Consider the following 17751-nt stretch of genomic DNA (forward strand, 5'->3'; position numbering starts at 1 on the left):
ATATCTAACCCAAAATGCCGGGCCTATCAATTGACTCCTAGCTCCAGCTAGGTGGATCGCCGCAACTAATCTTTTGCCTTCCCCTGCGTGATGGAGGCCTGACAGCCAACTAGAAATATAAGCATTCCATTTAAAGTAAATGTAGGTTCAAAAAGGATAAGTTAAATCGTACATCCCAGGTTAGAATGACTTCGGTATTTACTACCTGCAATTATAGTACTACATAATTGTGACAAAATAAAGAACGAATTTTTCACAGAATGTCCTCATTTGTGTTATAAACAAATAAAAGCCTGGCTTGTTATTCTCTTTTATAACAAGCCAAACTTTATATCCTTTTTAATTTTCCACCTCATCAGTCACCTTCGGTGACAGCTTCCCCTCAAGGGGAAGCCTAATAGGTGAATATTTTTATAACTGTGGACCTGCTGAAACAAGTGCCTTACCAGCATCGTTTGTAGTGTACTTAACAAAGTTCTTGTTGAATCTAGCAGCAAGATCCTTAGCCTTCTCTTCCCACTCAGAAGCGTTAGCGTATGTATCTCTAGGATCAAGAATCTTAGGATCAACACCTGGAAGCTCTGTAGGAACTTCGAAGTTGAACATTGGGATTGTCTTTGTAGGAGCCTTCTTGATGTCACCTGAAAGGATTGCATCAATGATTCCTCTTGTATCCTTAATTGTGATACGCTTGCCTGTTCCGTTCCAACCTGTATTTACAAGGTAAGCCTTTGCTCCAGACTTCTCCATCTTCTTAACAAGCTCCTCAGCGTACTTTGTAGGATGAAGCTCAAGGAATGCCTGACCGAAGCAAGCAGAGAATGTAGGTGTAGGCTCTGTGATACCTCTTTCTGTACCAGCAAGCTTAGCTGTGAAACCAGAAAGGAAGTAGTACTTTGTCTGCTCTGGTGTAAGGATTGATACTGGAGGAAGTACTCCAAATGCATCAGCTGAAAGGAAGATTACGTTTTCAGCGTCAGGACCAGCAGAAACCTTATTTACCTCAGCTGCAATATTGTTGATGTGTTCGATTGGGTAAGATACACGAGTGTTCTCTGTAACGCTCTTATCATCAAAATCAATCTTTCCATCATCAGCTACTGTTACGTTCTCAAGAAGAGCATCTCTCTTGATTGCGTTGTAGATATCTGGCTCAGATTCCTTATCAAGACCGATAACCTTTGCATAGCAACCACCTTCGAAGTTGAATACGCCGTTATCATCCCAGCCGTGCTCATCATCACCGATAAGACGACGCTTTGGATCTGTAGAAAGTGTAGTCTTACCTGTTCCAGAAAGACCAAAGAAGATTGCTGTGTGCTTTCCATCCATATCGCAGTTAGCTGAGCAGTGCATTGAAGCCATACCCTTAAGTGGAAGGAAGTAGTTCATCATTGAGAACATACCCTTCTTCATCTCTCCGCCGTACCATGTGTTAATGATAACCTGCTCGCGAGATGTGATATTGAAAGCTACACATGTCTCAGAGTTAAGACCGAGCTCCTTGTAGTTTTCAACCTTTGCCTTAGATGCATTGTAAACAACGAAATCTGGCTCGAAGTTTGCAAGCTCTTCTGCTGTAGGCTTAATAAACATATTTGATACAAAGTGAGCCTGCCAAGCAACCTCAACGATGAAACGAACTGCCATACGGCTGTCCTTGTTAGCGCCACAGAAAGCATCTACTACATAAAGGCCTTTGTTTGAAAGCTCTTTCTTAGCGATTTCCTTAACTACTGCCCATGTCTCTTCGCTCATTCTGTGGTTATCGTTTGGATACTCTTCAGATGTCCACCATACAGTGTTCTCAGAGTTCTTATCCACAACGATAAACTTATCCTTAGGTGAACGACCTGTATAGATACCTGTCATAACATTAACAGCACCAAGCTCTGTCTCTTTACCTTTCTCATAACCCTCTAAAGAAGGATCTACCTCTGCCTTGTAGAGATCCTCGTAAGAAGGATTATGTACAATACTAGTTGTTCCTGTGATGCCATACTTAGTTAAATCAACATTAGCCATCTTGTCTTACCTCACTTTTCTATTTTTATTTATTAGTTCACCCCAGAAATAATCTGGGAGCAAAAACTAATTTTCGCTAGTTACCATTTTAATTTTTCGTTAAATTAAAGTCAATGTTTTCTATAAAAAATTGTTTTCAGATTTGTACAATTTTCAGTAATAAAACTTGTGCAATTACACCGTTTATGGTAACATAGCTTAAATCACTTTAGCACGTTAAAGGAGGAATAATGATAATGGCAATCGAAAACTTCAGTGAGATTACTCCTGAGCTAGAACAGCTGGCTGAGCTTTCTAAGAAGTCCTCATATATAGACCCGGAATTATATACAACCTACGATGTAAAACGTGGCTTGCGTGACTTAAATGGTAGAGGTGTTCTTGTTGGTATTACAGAAATATCAGAAGTAAATTCCAAAAAGTTTGTAGACGGAAAAGAAGTTCCTTGTGATGGTCAGTTATTCTATAGAGGCTATAATGTACAGGAAATAGTAAAAACACTTCCTCAGGAACAGCATTTTGGCTTTGAGGAATGCACATATTTGCTACTTTTCGGTTCTCTTCCTACTGTAGAACAACTTGAAGATTTTAAGAAGCTTCTGTCTGACTACCGCTCTCTTCCACAGAATTTCGTAAGAGATATTATTATGAAGAAGCCTTCAAAGGATATGATGAATTCCCTGGCTCGTTCAGTACTTTCAATGTATTCATACGATGAATGTGCCGATGATACATCTGAGCCTAATGTTCTTCGTCAGTGTTTACAGCTTATAGCTAACTTTCCTTTGCTTTCTGTTTATGGATATGCAGCTTATGATTACTATTATAATGATGCATCATTTATCATACATCAGCCAAGGCCTGATTATTCTACAGCAGAAAACATTCTTCACTGTCTAAGACCAGATAGCAAGTTCACTCCACTTGAGGCTAAGCTTCTTGATGTAGCCCTTATTCTCCACATGGAGCACGGTGGTGGTAACAACTCTACCTTCACCACTCACTTGGTATCTTCTTCTGGAACAGATACATATTCTGCTATTGCTGCTGCTCTTGGTTCTCTGAAGGGACCTAAGCACGGTGGTGCCAACATCAAGGTCGTAAAGATGTTTGAGGATATGAAAGCCCATCTTAAGAACTGGGATGATGAAGAAGAGGTAGGTAATTATCTTAGAGCCTTGCTACACGGTGAAGCATTTGATAATGCAGGACTTATTTATGGTATGGGACACGCTGTTTATTCTGTATCAGATCCTCGTGCCATTACCTTCCACTCTTTTGTAGAAAAGCTTGCGGTTGAAAAGGGTATGGAAAAGGAATACAACCTTTATGAATTGGTAGCAAAGCTTGCTCCAAAGATTATCGCTGAGGAACGCAAGATTTATAAGGGTGTTTCACCTAACGTGGATTTCTATTCAGGATTTGTTTATCAGATGCTTGGCATTCCAGGAGAGCTATTTACTCCAATATTTGCCATTGCTCGTATTGCGGGATGGAGTGCTCATAGAATGGAAGAAGTTTGCCACAAGGGCAAGATTATGAGACCAGCCTATATGACTGTATGTCCTCATAAGAAATATGTACCAATCGAAGATAGAATTGTAGATTAAACCGTAAAGCAAAGAGCTAGCTATGATTTTTCATAGCTAGCTCTTTTAATAAACAAGGACAGTCGCAGCTATTGGAAATTTGCCTTCGGCAAAAGCTGCTCCAGTATAACTGAAATCAAAATCAAGTTTTGATTTCAGTTATAATTTAGTATGCAATACCCTGTGCCATCATAGCGTCAGCAACCTTCTCGAAGCCTGCAATGTTAGCGCCTGCAACATAGTTGCCTTCCATACCGTACTTCTTAGAAGCATCATCGCAAGCGTGGAAGATTCCTTCCATGAGTCCCTTAAGCTTAGAATCAACTTCCTCAAATGTCCAGTGAAGTCTCTCAGAGTTCTGTGACATCTCAAGTGCAGATGTAGCAACACCACCTGCGTTAGCAGCCTTAGCTGGTCCAAATAAAACGCCAGCTGCCTGGAATGCTGCAACAGCTTCTGGAGTAGAAGGCATGTTAGCACCCTCTGCTACTGCTGTTACGCCGTTAGCGATAAGCATCTTAGCATCTTCTTCGTTAAGCTCGTTCTGTGTAGCACATGGAAGAGCGATGTCTACCTTGTACTGCCATACACCGTGCTCACCGTTCTTCTTCTCATGGTACTCAGCTGATGGACGAGCTGCAGCGTACTCAGAAAGACGAGCTCTCTTAACTTCCTTAACCTCCTTAAGAAGCTCAAGGTCGATTCCCTCTGGATCATAAATCCAACCTGTAGAATCTGAACATGTAACTGGCTTAGCGCCAAGCTGATAAGCCTTCTCGATAGCGTAAATAGCAACGTTACCAGCACCTGAAACTGCTACTGTCTTGCCTGAGAATGAATCATTCTTAGCAGACTTAAGCATTTCCTGTGTGAAATAGCATACACCATAACCTGTAGCCTGTGTACGAGCAAGTGAACCACCGTAAGATAATCCCTTACCTGTAAGAACACCTGTGAACTCGTTGCGAAGTCTCTTGTACTGTCCGTACATGAAACCAATCTCACGTGCACCAACACCGATATCACCAGCAGGTACGTCAGTATCAGCACCAATGTGCTTAGCAAGCTCTGTCATGAATGACTGGCAGAAACGCATGATTTCCATATCTGATTTGCCCTTAGGATCGAAATCAGAACCACCCTTACCACCACCGATAGGAAGTGTTGTAAGTGAGTTCTTGAAAATCTGCTCGAAGCCTAAGAACTTAATAACTGATAAATTTACTGAAGGATGAAGTCTAAGACCTCCCTTGTATGGTCCGATGGCTGAATTAAACTGAACTCTGTATCCACGGTTGACCTGAACCTTGCCCTGGTCATCTACCCATGATACTCTGAACTGGATAATACGTTCTGGCTCAACGATACGCTCGATAACGCCAAGTTCCTCAAGCTTTGGATTAGCAGCAACAACTGGCTCTAATGACTCTAAAACCTCGCTAACTGCCTGAAGGAACTCCTTCTGTTCTGCGTTTCTTGACTCAAGTCCGTCATAAACGCGCTGTAAATAACTACTTTTAAATTTCATTACAATATATCTCCTTTCAGATTGTGTAGTTCAGATAAAATCTAGAACAAATTTTACATCATTCACCACTTTAATGCAATAAAGTTTTTCTAAAAATATTATCACATTATTTTATATCAAAAAGTCTGTCAACCCTTACGGTTATCAAGCCTGATATAACGCCAATAACTATACCTGAAATTGTACCAATTACAATAAGAAATGGCAGATAATATAAAAGACTTGCTGTTTCAAGAACAAACATTGCCACTATTATCTGACCCACATTATGAAAAACGCCACCTAGCACACTGACTCCTGTAATTGAAAAGAGCTTTGTTCTTTTGGCGATTAACATAACAACAAATGATAGCAAAGCACCTGCCATAGAGTATAGCATCATAGCAAGATTACCAAAGGTAAATCCAACCAGCACAACCCTTACAACAGAAAGTAAAGCTGCATCCTTTTTTCCTAAGGTATAAAGGGCTACCATTACAACTAAATTGGCAAGACCTACCTTAGCTCCAGGGATTCCAATATTAAGTGGAAGTAAATATTCCACATAGGATAATACAAATGCCAAGGCTATAAACAGGCCTAAGCACGCAATTCTTTTTGTTTTCATATATTCTCCAATATGCTAATGAGTTGCCCCATCTATATCATCTTCATCACTGTTTACTATTGTAACAACCAGCTTGTTGGGAAGGCATACAATGGTCTGACCATCATACTGAACATTCATATGATGCACACAGATTTGATCCCTACAGCTTGCCTCTTTAATCTCGCAAATGCCATCATGGATTGATATTACATTGTAGACACCATCTGATAATTCAATTCGTTCAGTTACATCTTTATCTAATGGGAATCTTCCGTATTCCTTGCCATCTATTGTTACCACAGCAACTGCTGCACTACCTGAATTATTACGGAGGATTAAATTTGAGGCAAGCACTACAATTCCTGTTAATAATAAAATACCTATAATCAAATAATAATCATTTTTCTTCATAATATTATTCTATAATGCTATCCTTAAAATTCTTAGAATATTCCTTTGTTCCATCATGGTATACCCACATAGCCTCAACATTATCAAGCTTTTCAACAAATGCCTGCCCCTCTTCTATTGTCATGTTAAAAAGTGCTGTGGATAAGGCATCCGCCTTTGCAGAATCGTCGGTAATGACAGAAACTCCTGCAAAGCTTTCTGCAGGAAACAGAGTGTCAGGATTGATGATATGGCAATACCTCTTGCCATCTACCTCATAAAAACGCTGATAATCACCAGATGAAACCACACACTGACCATCTGCAATTTCAACCTTTTCTATGTATGGATTTGCACTCTCAAGGTCAGGATTTTGGATTGCTATTTTAAAATTCTCTCCATCTGCCCTAGTACCAAGCCCTGCTATATTACCACCAACACTAAATAGAATATTATCCATTCCTTTTGTCTTGCAGTATTCTAGCACCCTTTGCACTGCATACCCCTTTGCAATACTTCCCACATCAAGAGACATATCTGCATCGTCTAAATAAACTGTGCCATTTTCTTTATCGATTATAAGCTTATTAATATCACAATGCTTAGCTGCCTCCTGCAAATCTGAAAGCGGTGGCACACTGGCAGCTTCTGGATTATTAAGGCCTTCCTCCCGATATTCGTGCCATATCTTTAGAACAGAGCCCATTGCAATATTAACCTTGCCATCAGTAAGCGTATACATTTCCTTACCAAACTGTAGCATATCTATAATATCAGAATTAACCTTAACAGGCTCATTGCCTGCATTGTCATTAATAGTTTTGATATTATCGATTCCATCATAATCATTATATATATCATAAAGATTATTGTAATAGGTAAGCTGTTCTTTAATCACTGATGCTTCCTTATCAAATTCCTCTTGTGATGTGGTAAAGCCTGTAATATCAGTGCTGGTATCAAATACATCCAAGAAGTTGACTGTGTATTTGTTAAGGACTGCATCGCTATCATCCTTTATGCCAGCCTTGCTTCTACCGCCATACTGTACACCTATGATAATGGCTATTAATGCTAAAATAATAATTACTGAGATTAATTTAAAATGTTTCATTTTCCTACCTGCTCAAAATATTAGGGAGTGTACAATGTACACTCCCCACTGCCTTATCCATTTTAAATTAGTTTCGTCTAACAGGCAACAGTTTTTATAAATTAGTTACGTCAGTCTTCTGTATTATTTCCGACCTCAAATCTACTAACTTCTTCCTGAAGTCTTTCCGAAATTTCCCTATTACTTTCTGAATCATCATGAATAACTGTAATAGATTCAAGAATTCCTGTGGTAGATTCAGTTGCATCTGAAACACCTTGTGTACAATCATTAATAACACTGGAAATATGGTTGATTTCAGAAGTCATTTCATTAATAGTAGTATTGAGAAGGATAGTATTATCATTTACATTATCAAGAACTTTATTAATATCCTCCGCATCTTGATAGTACTGCTTTGCAACATTTTCGAAATCATCATAATCCTGAAGCACCGTCTCGCTAACGTAAGATAACATTTCATTAGAATTATCTGCCAATGCTTCAACAGCTGATATAACCTGATTACTGATTTCCTGAATAGAATTGGCAGTGTCCTTACTATGTTCTGCAAGCTGTCTTATTTCATCAGCTACTACGGCAAATCCCTTACCTGCCTCCCCGGCTCTTGCAGCTTCAATAGATGCATTTAATGCAAGCAGATTAGTTTGTGCTGCAATAGAAAGAATATCCTCTGTAAGTGTTTGAATCTGTTCAACATTCTTGCTTTCTTCAATAGAGTTCTCTAATGTATCTCTAATTGAAGAAACCATTTCATTTGTAGATTCCTTTTTCTTTTCAGTCTTTTCACGAATAACAGTTGCATGATCTTTTATTGTTCCAACATGCTTTGTACCCTCACTAACCTGAGTTGAAACCTGGCCAACAGCATTGTTTACATTTGTTGCTTCATCGTTTAATGAAATCAATGTATTGTTTGCTGTTTCCATACTAGCTGTAAGCTCTTGCATAACAGCTGATACATTACTTACGTCATCCTTTGATGCATTTACTATTCCAACTGTATTTTCTACTGATGTGTAAATATTTCCAGACTCATCTTTGATAGTAATAATTATATTTTCAAGGGTTTCAAGGAAATTATTAATTCCTTTTACTAATACTCCAACCTCATCATTTGATTTATTAAGAATTCTTTTGGATAAATCGGCATTTCCTGCATTCATATCTTCAAGTATATCGTCTAACTCTTTTGCTGCACTCATAAGTGGAGCTACTGATTTGATAACCATAATAATTGCTCCAACTGAAGATATAATCAGTAATATAAGACCTATTAATATAGCCTTTTGTACTTCTCTTTCAGCTTTATATAGCCTTACATCATTTGCTTCAACTAGCTTTTCAAGCTTTTCTGACATTAGCTTAACATTATCTTCATAGCCTAATATAAGCTCATGGGCTGATGCAAAATATAATCCAGAGGCGTCTGCAATTTTACCTGCATAAAACAATTCTTCCATCTGCTTATATAAATCAGCAAATCCTAGTCCTGAAGAGCTTAATATAGCATATTCCTCAGAAAACTCTTTATCATCCACCTTTTTTACCTGTTCGCCTAAGTCATTAATTGCTTCGACCATAGCTTCATACTCAGCTTTACCTGGGTCAATCATGGTTGCTGCTGTATCAGGGTCTGCCATAGCGCCCATGTTATCCATGGTACAAACCAGGAAAAATCTTTTGACAAGGTTTTGAAGATTAGTATTTGCATTTCCAAAATCTCTTTCGATTTGTAGATAAGTTTCAGACATGGTATTCGCCGCATCTACCGCAGTTCTAAAATTGAATCCAATAATAGATACACCTATTATCATTACCAAATCTAAAATCACGATACATGCCAAAATTTTTGTTTTTAAACTCTTCATCATAATAATTACTCCTTAAAACCCATTCACAGTAACAATCTGACAATTCCCTGTTCTATCGGCGAAAAGTCCAAATATTACAATCAATTAAATTTTAACATCAAAAAAACGCCACAGCAATGCCGTGGCGTGTAGTAATTTTGAATATTCTGTGTTAAAAATATGTATTTTTACACATTAATTTCTGCCTTAACTCCAAGTATATCTTTATTAGCCTCAAGAATAGGGTTAATTACATCGCGAAGATAAACTTCTACCTGACGAGGACTGCGTCCTACATATCTGGCTGGCTCCATTGTAGCTTCAAGCTCCTCAAGACCCATAGGGAACTCATCATCAGCTGCGATAAGCTCTAAAAGATTATTTTCCTTACCTTCTACCTTAACATTCTTACCTGCCTCCATAGAAAGTGTTCTAATCTTTTCATGAAGCTCCTGTCTGTTGCCACCAAGCTTAACAGCATCCATCATGATGTTTTCTGTAGCCATGAATGGAAGTTCTGACATAAGACGCTTTGTAATAACCTTATCGTAAACAACAAGACCATCTACTACATTTAAGCAAAGATCAAGGACGCCATCTGTAGCAAGGAAGCCCTCTGCAATAGAAAGGCGCTTGTTAGCAGAATCGTCAAGAGTACGCTCGAACCACTGAGTAGCTGATGTGATAGCTGGGTTAAGTGCATCAATCATTACGTATCTTGATAATGACGCGATTCGCTCTGATCTCATAGGGTTGCGCTTATAAGCCATAGCTGATGAGCCAATCTGGCTCTTCTCAAATGGCTCCTCAACTTCCTTAAGGTGCTGAAGTAATCTGATATCGTTTGACATCTTGTGAGCAGATGCTGCAATACCTGCAAGGATGTTGCAAACTCTAGTATCAACCTTTCTAGAATATGTCTGTCCACTAACTGGATAGCAAGCCTTAAATCCCATCTTTTCAGCTATCATTGGGTCAATCTTGTCGATTGTGTCGTTGTCCCCATTGAAAAGCTCTAGGAAGCTAGCCTGAGTACCTGTTGTACCCTTAGAACCAAGAAGCTTAAGTGTAGAAAGTACATAATCAAGGTCCTCAAGGTCCATTACAAACTCATTAAGCCAAAGTGTAGCACGCTTACCCACTGTAGTAGGCTGTGCTGGCTGAAAATGTGTAAATGCAAGTGTTGGCTGATTCTTATACTTATCTGCAAAGCCTGCAAGCTCTGCAATAACATTTACAAGCTTCTTTCTGATAAGAAGAAGTGCATCACGCATGATAATAATATCTGTGTTATCACCAACATAGCAGCTAGTGGCACCAAGGTGAATAATACCAGCAGCCTTAGGACACTGCTTACCATACGCATACACATGGCTCATTACATCATGTCTTACTTCCTTCTCGCGAGCTACAGCAACATCATAATTAATGTCCTCAATATGCTCCTTCATCTCATCAATCATATCCTGAGTGATGACAGGCTTTCCATCCTGTGAAAGACCTAACTCCATCTCTGTTTCTGCAAGGGCAATCCAAAGTCTACGCCATGTAGAAAACTTCTTATCCTGGGAGAAGATGTACTGCATCTCCTTGCTTGCATATCTCTCTGAAAGTGGGCTTGTGTATCTATCTGTACTCATATTGTCTCCTTTTTATTACTCGCCATCCGTTACGCTTACAAGCACGCCACCGTAGGTTTTCATGCTCCCGTAGGGCACCCGCCATACCTTCGTCTGGGCACCCGCCCGCCGGCGTGGGTCCCTCCCAGACTCGGCATGGTGCCTCCCTACTCGCGCTTGCCAAGTGTATGTTGGCGTTTATGTGAGCTAATTTGTAGCAATCAAGCTCTGAAAAGTACTCAAGCGAGACGTGTTGTCGAGCGGAGTATTTTCAGGCTTGTAAGCGTAACAAATTAGCGTACTACTTCTCGTATTCGCCTCGGATGTCACCTTCGGGTGGGTCCATTGGATAGGCGCCGTCGAAGCAGCCGTGGCAGATTTCAAGGTCGTCAACCATTTGTGGTAGACGATTTAAATCTAGATAAGCCAGCGAATCAGCTCCGATGATGTCACGAATTTCATCTACGGAATGATTGTAGGCAATAAGCTGTTCACGGCAAGGTACATCTGTACCGAAATAGCATGGCCATAAAAATGGTGGCGATGATATACGCACGTGTACCTCGGTGGCACCTGCGTCACGTAGCATCTTTACGATACGATCAGATGTGGTGCCACGAACGATGGAATCATCAATCATAATAATTCGCTTGCCCTTAACGACCTCACGTAATGCGTTAAGCTTTACCTGCACCGATGATTGGCGGCTGGCCTGCTTTGGCTTAATGAAGGTACGACCTACATAGCTATTTTTAACGAATGCTGTTCCATAAGGAATGCCTGATTCTAAGGAATATCCCTGGGCAGCAGCATTTCCTGATTCTGGTACGCCAACTACTAAATCAGCATCTACAGGGGAATCCTGAGCTAAGAAGCGACCTGCTCTAATGCGGGACTCATATACTGATTGACCATCTATGATACTGTCTGGTCTGGCAAAATATATGTACTCAAAGATACAGCGACCATGCTGGCTCTTATCTATACATCTGCTCTTGTCGGATTTAATACCAAACTCAGGAGATATTGTAATCATCTCCCCTGGCTCAACATCTCTGATGTATGTTGCACCAACAGTATCAAGAGCACAGGTTTCAGATGCAACCACATAAGCATTGTCACGTTTGCCAATGCAAAGTGGTCTGAAGCCCTGAGGGTCTCGAACTGCAATAAGCTTTCTTGGACTCATTACTACAAGAGAATAAGCGCCCTTTATCTTATCGCAGGCTCTAACAACAGCTTCCTCCACAGTAGCACTGTTTAAGCGTTCTCTTGCAATAAGATATGCTATAGTCTCAGAATCTATAGTTGTTTGGAAAATAGCTCCTGTTCTGGAAAGTTCATCCCTAAGCTCCTCAGCATTGATAAGATTACCGTTGTGAGCCATTCCAAGGATTCCTTTTAAATAAGATATAACAAGAGGCTGAGCATTTTCTCTGCAGGATGAACCGGCTGTAGAATATCTGGTGTGACCTACACCGATATCTCCATGCATTCCCTCAAGAATTTCTTCATCGAATACTTCGTTTACAAGACCCATTCCCTTATTTAAGGCATAATTTCTTTTTGGGCCGTTTGTGTCAGATACTGCAATACCGCAGCTCTCCTGACCTCTATGCTGGAGAGCAAAAAGGCCATAATAAATAGAGGAGGCAACATCTCCACCGTCAAAATCATACATGGCAAAGACGCCGCACTCCTCATGCAAATCGTCCCATGGCATGTCCTTGTGTCTTAAATCTGTCATAAAATCTCCTAATACACTAGTCTAAGAACATGTGATTCTTTTGCAAATCACATGTTCTAAAGTTTTGCAGTCACTAAACTACCTTTATACCTCAAGCGCTTTACCAGTAAGTAGCTTGTAGGCTTCCAAATATTTATCGATAGTCTTATCGATAACATCCTGTGGAAGAAGGTAATCAGACTCAGGATTAGCCTTAAGCCAATCACGTACAAACTGCTTGTCAAAAGAAGGCTGACCATGACCTGCCTCATAACCCTCAAGTGGCCAGAAGCGTGAGCTGTCAGGTGTAAGCATCTCGTCTGCAAGAACAATATTACCATTCTCATCAAGACCAAATTCAAACTTTGTATCAGCTATAATGATACCCTTTGAAAGAGCATAGTCAGCACACTTTTTGTAAAGAGCGATTGTGTTATCGCGAAGAGCCTTAGCGTACTCTTCGCCGTGACCTGGAAATTCCTTTTCAAGAACTTCTATGGAACGTTCATAAGAGATGTTTTCATCATGATCACCAATTTCTGCTTTAGTAGAAGGAGTGTAAATAGGCTCAGGTAATTTATCAGATTCTAATAAACCTTCTGGAAGCTTAATGCCACAAACAGTACCATTCTCTTTGTAGCTAGCCCAGCCAGAGCCTGTGATGTAACCTCTGACGATGCACTCAATTGGAAGCATTGTAAGCTTCTTGCACATCATTGATTTACCCTTGTATTCATCATTTCTGAAAAACTCAGGCATATCATTTACATCAGTTGAAAGCATGTGATTTGGAACGATGTCTTTTGTCAGGTCAAACCAGAACTTAGACATCTGGGTAAGCACTGCACCCTTGTTTACAATCTTGTTCTTAAGAATAACATCGAATGCAGATATACGATCTGTTGCCACCATGATAATGCTATCTCCATTATCGTATACTTCTCTTACTTTTCCTTCTTTAATTGGTTTCATAATCAAATCCTCTCTCTTTTTATTTAGTTTATTTAAATAGCAATGCTATTTATTTCTTAATTAATAATGACTTACCTGTCATCTCCTTTGGCTGCTCAAGACCCATAATCTCGATAAGTGTAGGAGCGATATCACAAAGAGCACCGCCCTCGCGGAGTGTGTAGTCACTATCGTAGTTAACTAAGATAAATGGAACAGGATTTGTTGTGTGAGCTGTGTGTGGCTCTCCTGTCTCATAATCAATCATCTTCTCAGCATTACCGTGGTCAGCACAGATGAATAATGCTCCATCCTTTTCTTTGATTGCTTCTACGGCATCTCCTACAAGTGAGTCAACACGCTCTACAGCCTTAACAGCTGCCTCTATAACGCCGGTATGACCAACCATATCCGGGTTAGCAAAGTTGATAACGATAACATCGTACTTATCAGACTTGATAGCCTCTACAAGCTTTGCTCCAACCTCTGGTGCCGACATTTCCGGCTTAAGGTCATATGTAGCTACATCCTTTGGTGAATTAACAAGGATTCTTTCTTCATCCTTATTAGGCTCTTCAACACCACCGTTGAAGAAGAATGTAACGTGTGCGTATTTTTCAGTCTCAGCAAGTCTTAACTGCTTCTTACCATTGTTAGCTAAGAACTCACCGAATGTATTTGTAATGCTCTCCTTTTCGAAAGCGATGTGCTTGTTAGGAATTGTTTCATCATAATCCTTGAAGCAAGCATAATATAAATCAAGGAACTCTCTGTCAAAGCCTGTGAACTTGTCATCACAGAAAGCTCTAGTAATTTCACGAGCACGGTCTGGACGGAAATTGAAGAATACAACTGAATCACCATTCTTAACAAGCGAAAGTGGATTTCCTGCTGCATCTGTAATAACTGTTGGAAGAACGAACTCATCAGTTACACCTTCATCGTAGCTAGCCTGCATTGCATCAGGAACTGAAGTTGCAAGAACACCTTTGCCCTTAACAAGTGAATTGTAAGCCTTCTCAACACGATCCCAATTGTTATCACGGTCCATTGCGTAATAACGTCCAGAGATAGAAGCAATTGCACCAACGCCGATTTCATCCATCTTGGACTGAAGCTGTGCTAAGAAATCCTTACCAGATGCTGGTGGAGTATCACGACCATCAAGGAATGCATGTACATAAACATTTGTAAGGCCGTTCTTCTTGCACATCTCAAGCATTCCATAAAGATGCTCGATGTGGCTATGAACACCACCATCAGAAAGAAGACCCCAAAGATGAATATCTCCGCCAGTCTTTTTAGCATTTTCGATAGCTTCAAGTAAAACCTTGTTCTGGAAAAACTCACCATCGTTAATAGCCTTTGTTATACGTGTTAAATCCTGGTAGATGATGCGGCCTGCACCGATGTTCATGTGACCTACCTCTGAGTTACCCATCTGTCCATCAGGGAGACCAACAAACATGCCTGAGGCCTGTCCTGCCACGCAAGGGCACTCAGCCATTAACTTATCCATAACAGGTGTGTTTGCCATTGCAATGGCGTTTCCCTTTGGATTGTCATTAAGACCATATCCATCAAGAACCATAAGTACTACAGGTTTCTTACTCATAGAAATTCCTCCTTATTATCTAGCACTGCTAGAAAAAACTATTTATTTTTTAGTAATATGTCCAGCCTTATCAATGTGGGCTGTTGAAGATAAGCCATTAAGGCTATCTATGATATTGCTATATGCTATATCTTCTGAATTAAGCTGTTTGGTAACACCAGCATTAAACTGACATGGAATGAAATATGGCTCAATCTTACCCTCTGGGGTAATGTGAATTTGAGCTAAGCCTGTATCATAATCCGCTGGCATATTGCCTGTTGTTGCGAACCAATAATTACCCAAGCTATAAAAAATTGGAACATCATCCATGTATTCAACTGTCTGCAAGCAGTGAGTGTGACCTCCGATTATTGCATCAGCCCCTGCCTCCACAAAGGCTCTGGCTAAGGCTACCTGGTCAGCACCATAATTTGCATTTCCCTCTGTTCCCCAGTGTGGGAAAACTAACACATAATCAGCATTGGCCTTGGCCTCTCTGATTGTCTCACAAAAAGCCTCTGGATGTAAGCATTTCATAACACCTGGTGTAACGCCAGTAGCTTCTTTAGTGTAATTAAGGGTTCTTTCTATCTGTGTTGCAGCAACAATGGCAATCTTTCGACCGCCTATAATAAAGTAGGCCGGCTTCCTTGCCTCTGCCAAATTAACTCCTGCTCCTACATAAGGCAATCCTGCCTCAGATAGAGTATTAAGTGTATCTAAAAGCCCTATTTCATCGTAATCATATACGTGATTGTTGGCTACACTAACAATATCTGCGCCTAAATCTGACATAAGTGAGACCCTGCTAGGATTGCCTCTAAATGTATAGGCTTTACCAGCCAAAGCAGTTCCTCTATCAGTGTATGCGAACTCATTGTTAATCATTAATATGTCTGCAGACTGCATTTCATCAAGTAACTCCTTTGAAAAGCAATCATACACGCCATTCATCTGATGATCCATATAATCTGTGGTGGCAACCCCTTCTGCAAAGGATACATCACCGGTGAAATCTATTACTATATCACCATCTGTCTGTTTATCTAAAACATAAGTCTTGTCATAGGAATATTGCTGAATACCTGTCATATTGCAATATTCATACCAAAGCACATGTATACTTTTACCTGTAAGCTGATACCATATCTCTGGTGTATCAAAATTGGCATAACTGGCAATTTCTTCTATTGTATCATTGCCATAATCTGCCGTAACCATTCCAAGGAATGATTCATCAACAGGATGCCCTCCTATAAATTCTCTTGTGCTGTTATTAAGTATTGTGTCCCAAGCATCTGTTAAATCAACTATTTCTATCTTTTGCGGCTGAGTCTTGCCAAGATTAATCTTAGCAACCTCTGTAGTACTGCTGCCGCATCCAGTAAGTAAAGAGATGATTACGCAAGCGCCTATAATGTGTTTGCTACATTTCTTCATTTATTTGTGCCTTTACTCGGACAACAGCTTCCATGGCTCCCTCGTACCCTGAATCGGCTGCCATTTCGTAATAGGACAAAGCTGTTTCCAAATTCCTCTCAACCCCGTATCCGTTTTCATATAAAAAACCAAGATTAACTTGCGCAATTGCATAACCCTGCAACGCTGCAAGTTTTTGATAATAAACAGCAGATGCGAAATCAACATCTACGCCATATCCATTGTAATACATGTAACCAATCTGATTTAAAGCAGGTGCATAATCCAAATCAGCAGCCAAAAGATAATACTCCATGGCCTTTTCATAATCCCTATCTACACCTACACCATTTTCATATATCTGACCTAAGTAATAGCTTCCCTTTGCATAGCCAGCTGTTGAGGCCGCTTCAAAAAATGAAATAGCCTGTTCGCTATCTTCCTCAACGCCATTGCCCTTAATATATAGAAGGCCTATTGCAACATTAGCCTTATTCTTAGCATATTGGTCAGCTAAATCAGTACTAGTGCTCTTAGCAGCCCTTGAATAATAATCAAAGGCCTTTTTATAATCAACAACTGTACCAATTCCATTCTCATAAGCATATCCTAGATAATAAGAACCATCTACATCACCAGCTATCTGTGCTTTATAGAATAAATCATAAATAGCCTTATCCTCATCGGAAATAGTGTCTTTAGTGTCTTTATTATCTTCTTTATCATTCTTATCTTCTGAAGAATCTGTATCCTTTTTATCTGATGCTAAAGCCTCAGCTTCATTCTCTTCCTCTGCAGCGTCCCTCTGTGCCAAAAGCACTCTGGCCTTACCAACATAACCATTAACAGCGCCGCCTTCAATGGCTGCATCAAAAAGCTCTGTAGCCTTTTCTAAATTTTTATCAACCCCTGTACCTGTAAGATAAAAATATCCAAGAGCACAGGTTCCATCTATATTGCCTGAATCGGAAGCCATCTGGTACCATGATATTGCCTCAGTAAAGCTTTGTTTAACATCATCAGCACCATATTCAAGCATACGACCTAGCATAACCATAGCATCGGTGTCGCCCTCGTAGGCTAATACTTCCAGCTCGTTATATTTAAGAACTGTATAGTCCTCTACCTCAACATCATCAAGGGCTACCTGTTCTGTAGTATCCACTGTATCTTCTGCCTCTTTTACCTCCTTCTTTGCACAAGAAGTGAGTGCAAGAGAACACATACCTAAAATAAAAAACAAACGAATGTTACGTTTCATAAATTCCTCCAAGACATGTAAACGTCCATCAGCGCAAATTATATCATAAAACCTGCTCTATTGAAATAAAAAAAATGCATCAGAAACCTG

General features: G+C 40.0%; 13 protein-coding genes and 1 other RNA gene. 1 reads left to right on the plus strand and 13 read right to left on the minus strand.

Annotated elements, in window-relative coordinates; translation table 11 throughout:
- Positions 1-2 precede the first annotated feature (2 nt).
- Positions 3-185, minus strand: a non-coding RNA gene (gene ssrS, locus IJ535_RS11620) — 6S RNA.
- Positions 186-411: 226 nt separating this feature from the next.
- Positions 412-2025 (minus strand): phosphoenolpyruvate carboxykinase (ATP), encoded by a 1614-nt coding sequence (pckA, locus tag IJ535_RS11625; RefSeq protein WP_294302991.1) that lies wholly within the window; start codon positions 2023-2025, stop codon positions 412-414.
- Between the two features lie 236 nt (positions 2026-2261).
- Here pckA and IJ535_RS11630 point away from each other — a divergent pair, with 236 nt between their 5' ends.
- Complete coding sequence (locus IJ535_RS11630; RefSeq protein ID WP_294302994.1) at positions 2262-3635, plus strand: citrate/2-methylcitrate synthase; 1374 nt, start codon at positions 2262-2264, stop codon at positions 3633-3635.
- Between the two features lie 145 nt (positions 3636-3780).
- Here IJ535_RS11630 and gdhA read toward each other — a convergent pair whose 3' ends face one another.
- From gdhA to IJ535_RS11685, 11 genes are all read right to left on the minus strand, one after another.
- Positions 3781-5142, minus strand: coding sequence for an NADP-specific glutamate dehydrogenase (gene gdhA / locus IJ535_RS11635; RefSeq protein WP_294302996.1), 1362 nt, complete (start codon positions 5140-5142; stop codon positions 3781-3783).
- Between the two features lie 106 nt (positions 5143-5248).
- The gene (locus tag IJ535_RS11640; protein WP_294302999.1) at positions 5249-5749 is read right to left on the minus strand and encodes a Gx transporter family protein; all 501 of its coding nucleotides are present in this window, start codon (positions 5747-5749) and stop codon (positions 5249-5251) included.
- A gap of 15 nt (positions 5750-5764) precedes the next feature.
- The gene (locus tag IJ535_RS11645; protein ID WP_294303002.1) at positions 5765-6142 is read right to left on the minus strand and encodes a NusG domain II-containing protein; all 378 of its coding nucleotides are present in this window, start codon (positions 6140-6142) and stop codon (positions 5765-5767) included.
- Between the two features lie 4 nt (positions 6143-6146).
- A complete protein-coding gene (locus IJ535_RS11650; RefSeq protein ID WP_294303006.1) occupies positions 6147-7235 on the minus strand; it encodes an FAD:protein FMN transferase in 1089 nt (362 codons plus the stop codon).
- 110 nt (positions 7236-7345) lie between these two features.
- On the minus strand, positions 7346-9109 hold the full coding sequence (locus IJ535_RS11655; protein WP_294303009.1) for a methyl-accepting chemotaxis protein: 1764 nt from the start codon (positions 9107-9109) through the stop codon (positions 7346-7348).
- Between the two features lie 167 nt (positions 9110-9276).
- Positions 9277-10728 carry an adenylosuccinate lyase gene (purB, locus tag IJ535_RS11660; RefSeq protein WP_294303011.1) on the minus strand — a complete coding sequence of 484 codons (1452 nt, stop codon included), beginning with the start codon at positions 10726-10728 and terminating at the stop codon, positions 9277-9279.
- Between the two features lie 280 nt (positions 10729-11008).
- The gene (purF, locus tag IJ535_RS11665) at positions 11009-12454 is read right to left on the minus strand and encodes an amidophosphoribosyltransferase (protein WP_294303014.1); all 1446 of its coding nucleotides are present in this window, start codon (positions 12452-12454) and stop codon (positions 11009-11011) included.
- Positions 12455-12538: 84 nt separating this feature from the next.
- On the minus strand, positions 12539-13405 hold the full coding sequence (locus IJ535_RS11670; protein WP_294303016.1) for a phosphoribosylaminoimidazolesuccinocarboxamide synthase: 867 nt from the start codon (positions 13403-13405) through the stop codon (positions 12539-12541).
- Between the two features lie 49 nt (positions 13406-13454).
- Positions 13455-14999 (minus strand): 2,3-bisphosphoglycerate-independent phosphoglycerate mutase, encoded by a 1545-nt coding sequence (gene gpmI, locus IJ535_RS11675; RefSeq protein ID WP_294303018.1) that lies wholly within the window; start codon positions 14997-14999, stop codon positions 13455-13457.
- A gap of 42 nt (positions 15000-15041) precedes the next feature.
- Positions 15042-16421, minus strand: a complete 1380-nt coding sequence (locus tag IJ535_RS11680; RefSeq protein ID WP_294303019.1) for a CapA family protein — start codon at positions 16419-16421, stop codon at positions 15042-15044.
- Positions 16408-17661 (minus strand): SEL1-like repeat protein, encoded by a 1254-nt coding sequence (locus tag IJ535_RS11685; RefSeq protein WP_294303022.1) that lies wholly within the window; start codon positions 17659-17661, stop codon positions 16408-16410. The genes IJ535_RS11680 and IJ535_RS11685 overlap by 14 nt, the downstream gene beginning before the upstream one ends.
- Positions 17662-17751 lie beyond the last annotated feature (90 nt).

It is taken from the genome of Pseudobutyrivibrio sp., assembly GCF_017471675.1.
GTDB lineage: Bacteria > Bacillota > Clostridia > Lachnospirales > Lachnospiraceae > Pseudobutyrivibrio.

Coding starts and splice junctions, on each gene's coding strand:
- purB (WP_294303011.1), bottom strand. CDS start 10,728: ATGAGTACAGATAGATACACAAGCCCACTTTCAGAGAGATATGCAAGC.
- IJ535_RS11655 (WP_294303009.1), bottom strand. CDS start 9,109: ATGATGAAGAGTTTAAAAACAAAAATTTTGGCATGTATCGTGATTTTA.
- purF (WP_294303014.1), bottom strand. CDS start 12,454: ATGACAGATTTAAGACACAAGGACATGCCATGGGACGATTTGCATGAG.
- IJ535_RS11680 (WP_294303019.1), bottom strand. CDS start 16,421: ATGAAGAAATGTAGCAAACACATTATAGGCGCTTGCGTAATCATCTCT.
- IJ535_RS11685 (WP_294303022.1), bottom strand. CDS start 17,661: ATGAAACGTAACATTCGTTTGTTTTTTATTTTAGGTATGTGTTCTCTT.
- gdhA (WP_294302996.1), bottom strand. CDS start 5,142: ATGAAATTTAAAAGTAGTTATTTACAGCGCGTTTATGACGGACTTGAG.
- IJ535_RS11650 (WP_294303006.1), bottom strand. CDS start 7,235: ATGAAACATTTTAAATTAATCTCAGTAATTATTATTTTAGCATTAATA.
- IJ535_RS11670 (WP_294303016.1), bottom strand. CDS start 13,405: ATGAAACCAATTAAAGAAGGAAAAGTAAGAGAAGTATACGATAATGGA.
- pckA (WP_294302991.1), bottom strand. CDS start 2,025: ATGGCTAATGTTGATTTAACTAAGTATGGCATCACAGGAACAACTAGT.
- gpmI (WP_294303018.1), bottom strand. CDS start 14,999: ATGAGTAAGAAACCTGTAGTACTTATGGTTCTTGATGGATATGGTCTT.
- IJ535_RS11645 (WP_294303002.1), bottom strand. CDS start 6,142: ATGAAGAAAAATGATTATTATTTGATTATAGGTATTTTATTATTAACA.
- IJ535_RS11640 (WP_294302999.1), bottom strand. CDS start 5,749: ATGAAAACAAAAAGAATTGCGTGCTTAGGCCTGTTTATAGCCTTGGCA.
- IJ535_RS11630 (WP_294302994.1), top strand. CDS start 2,262: ATGGCAATCGAAAACTTCAGTGAGATTACTCCTGAGCTAGAACAGCTG.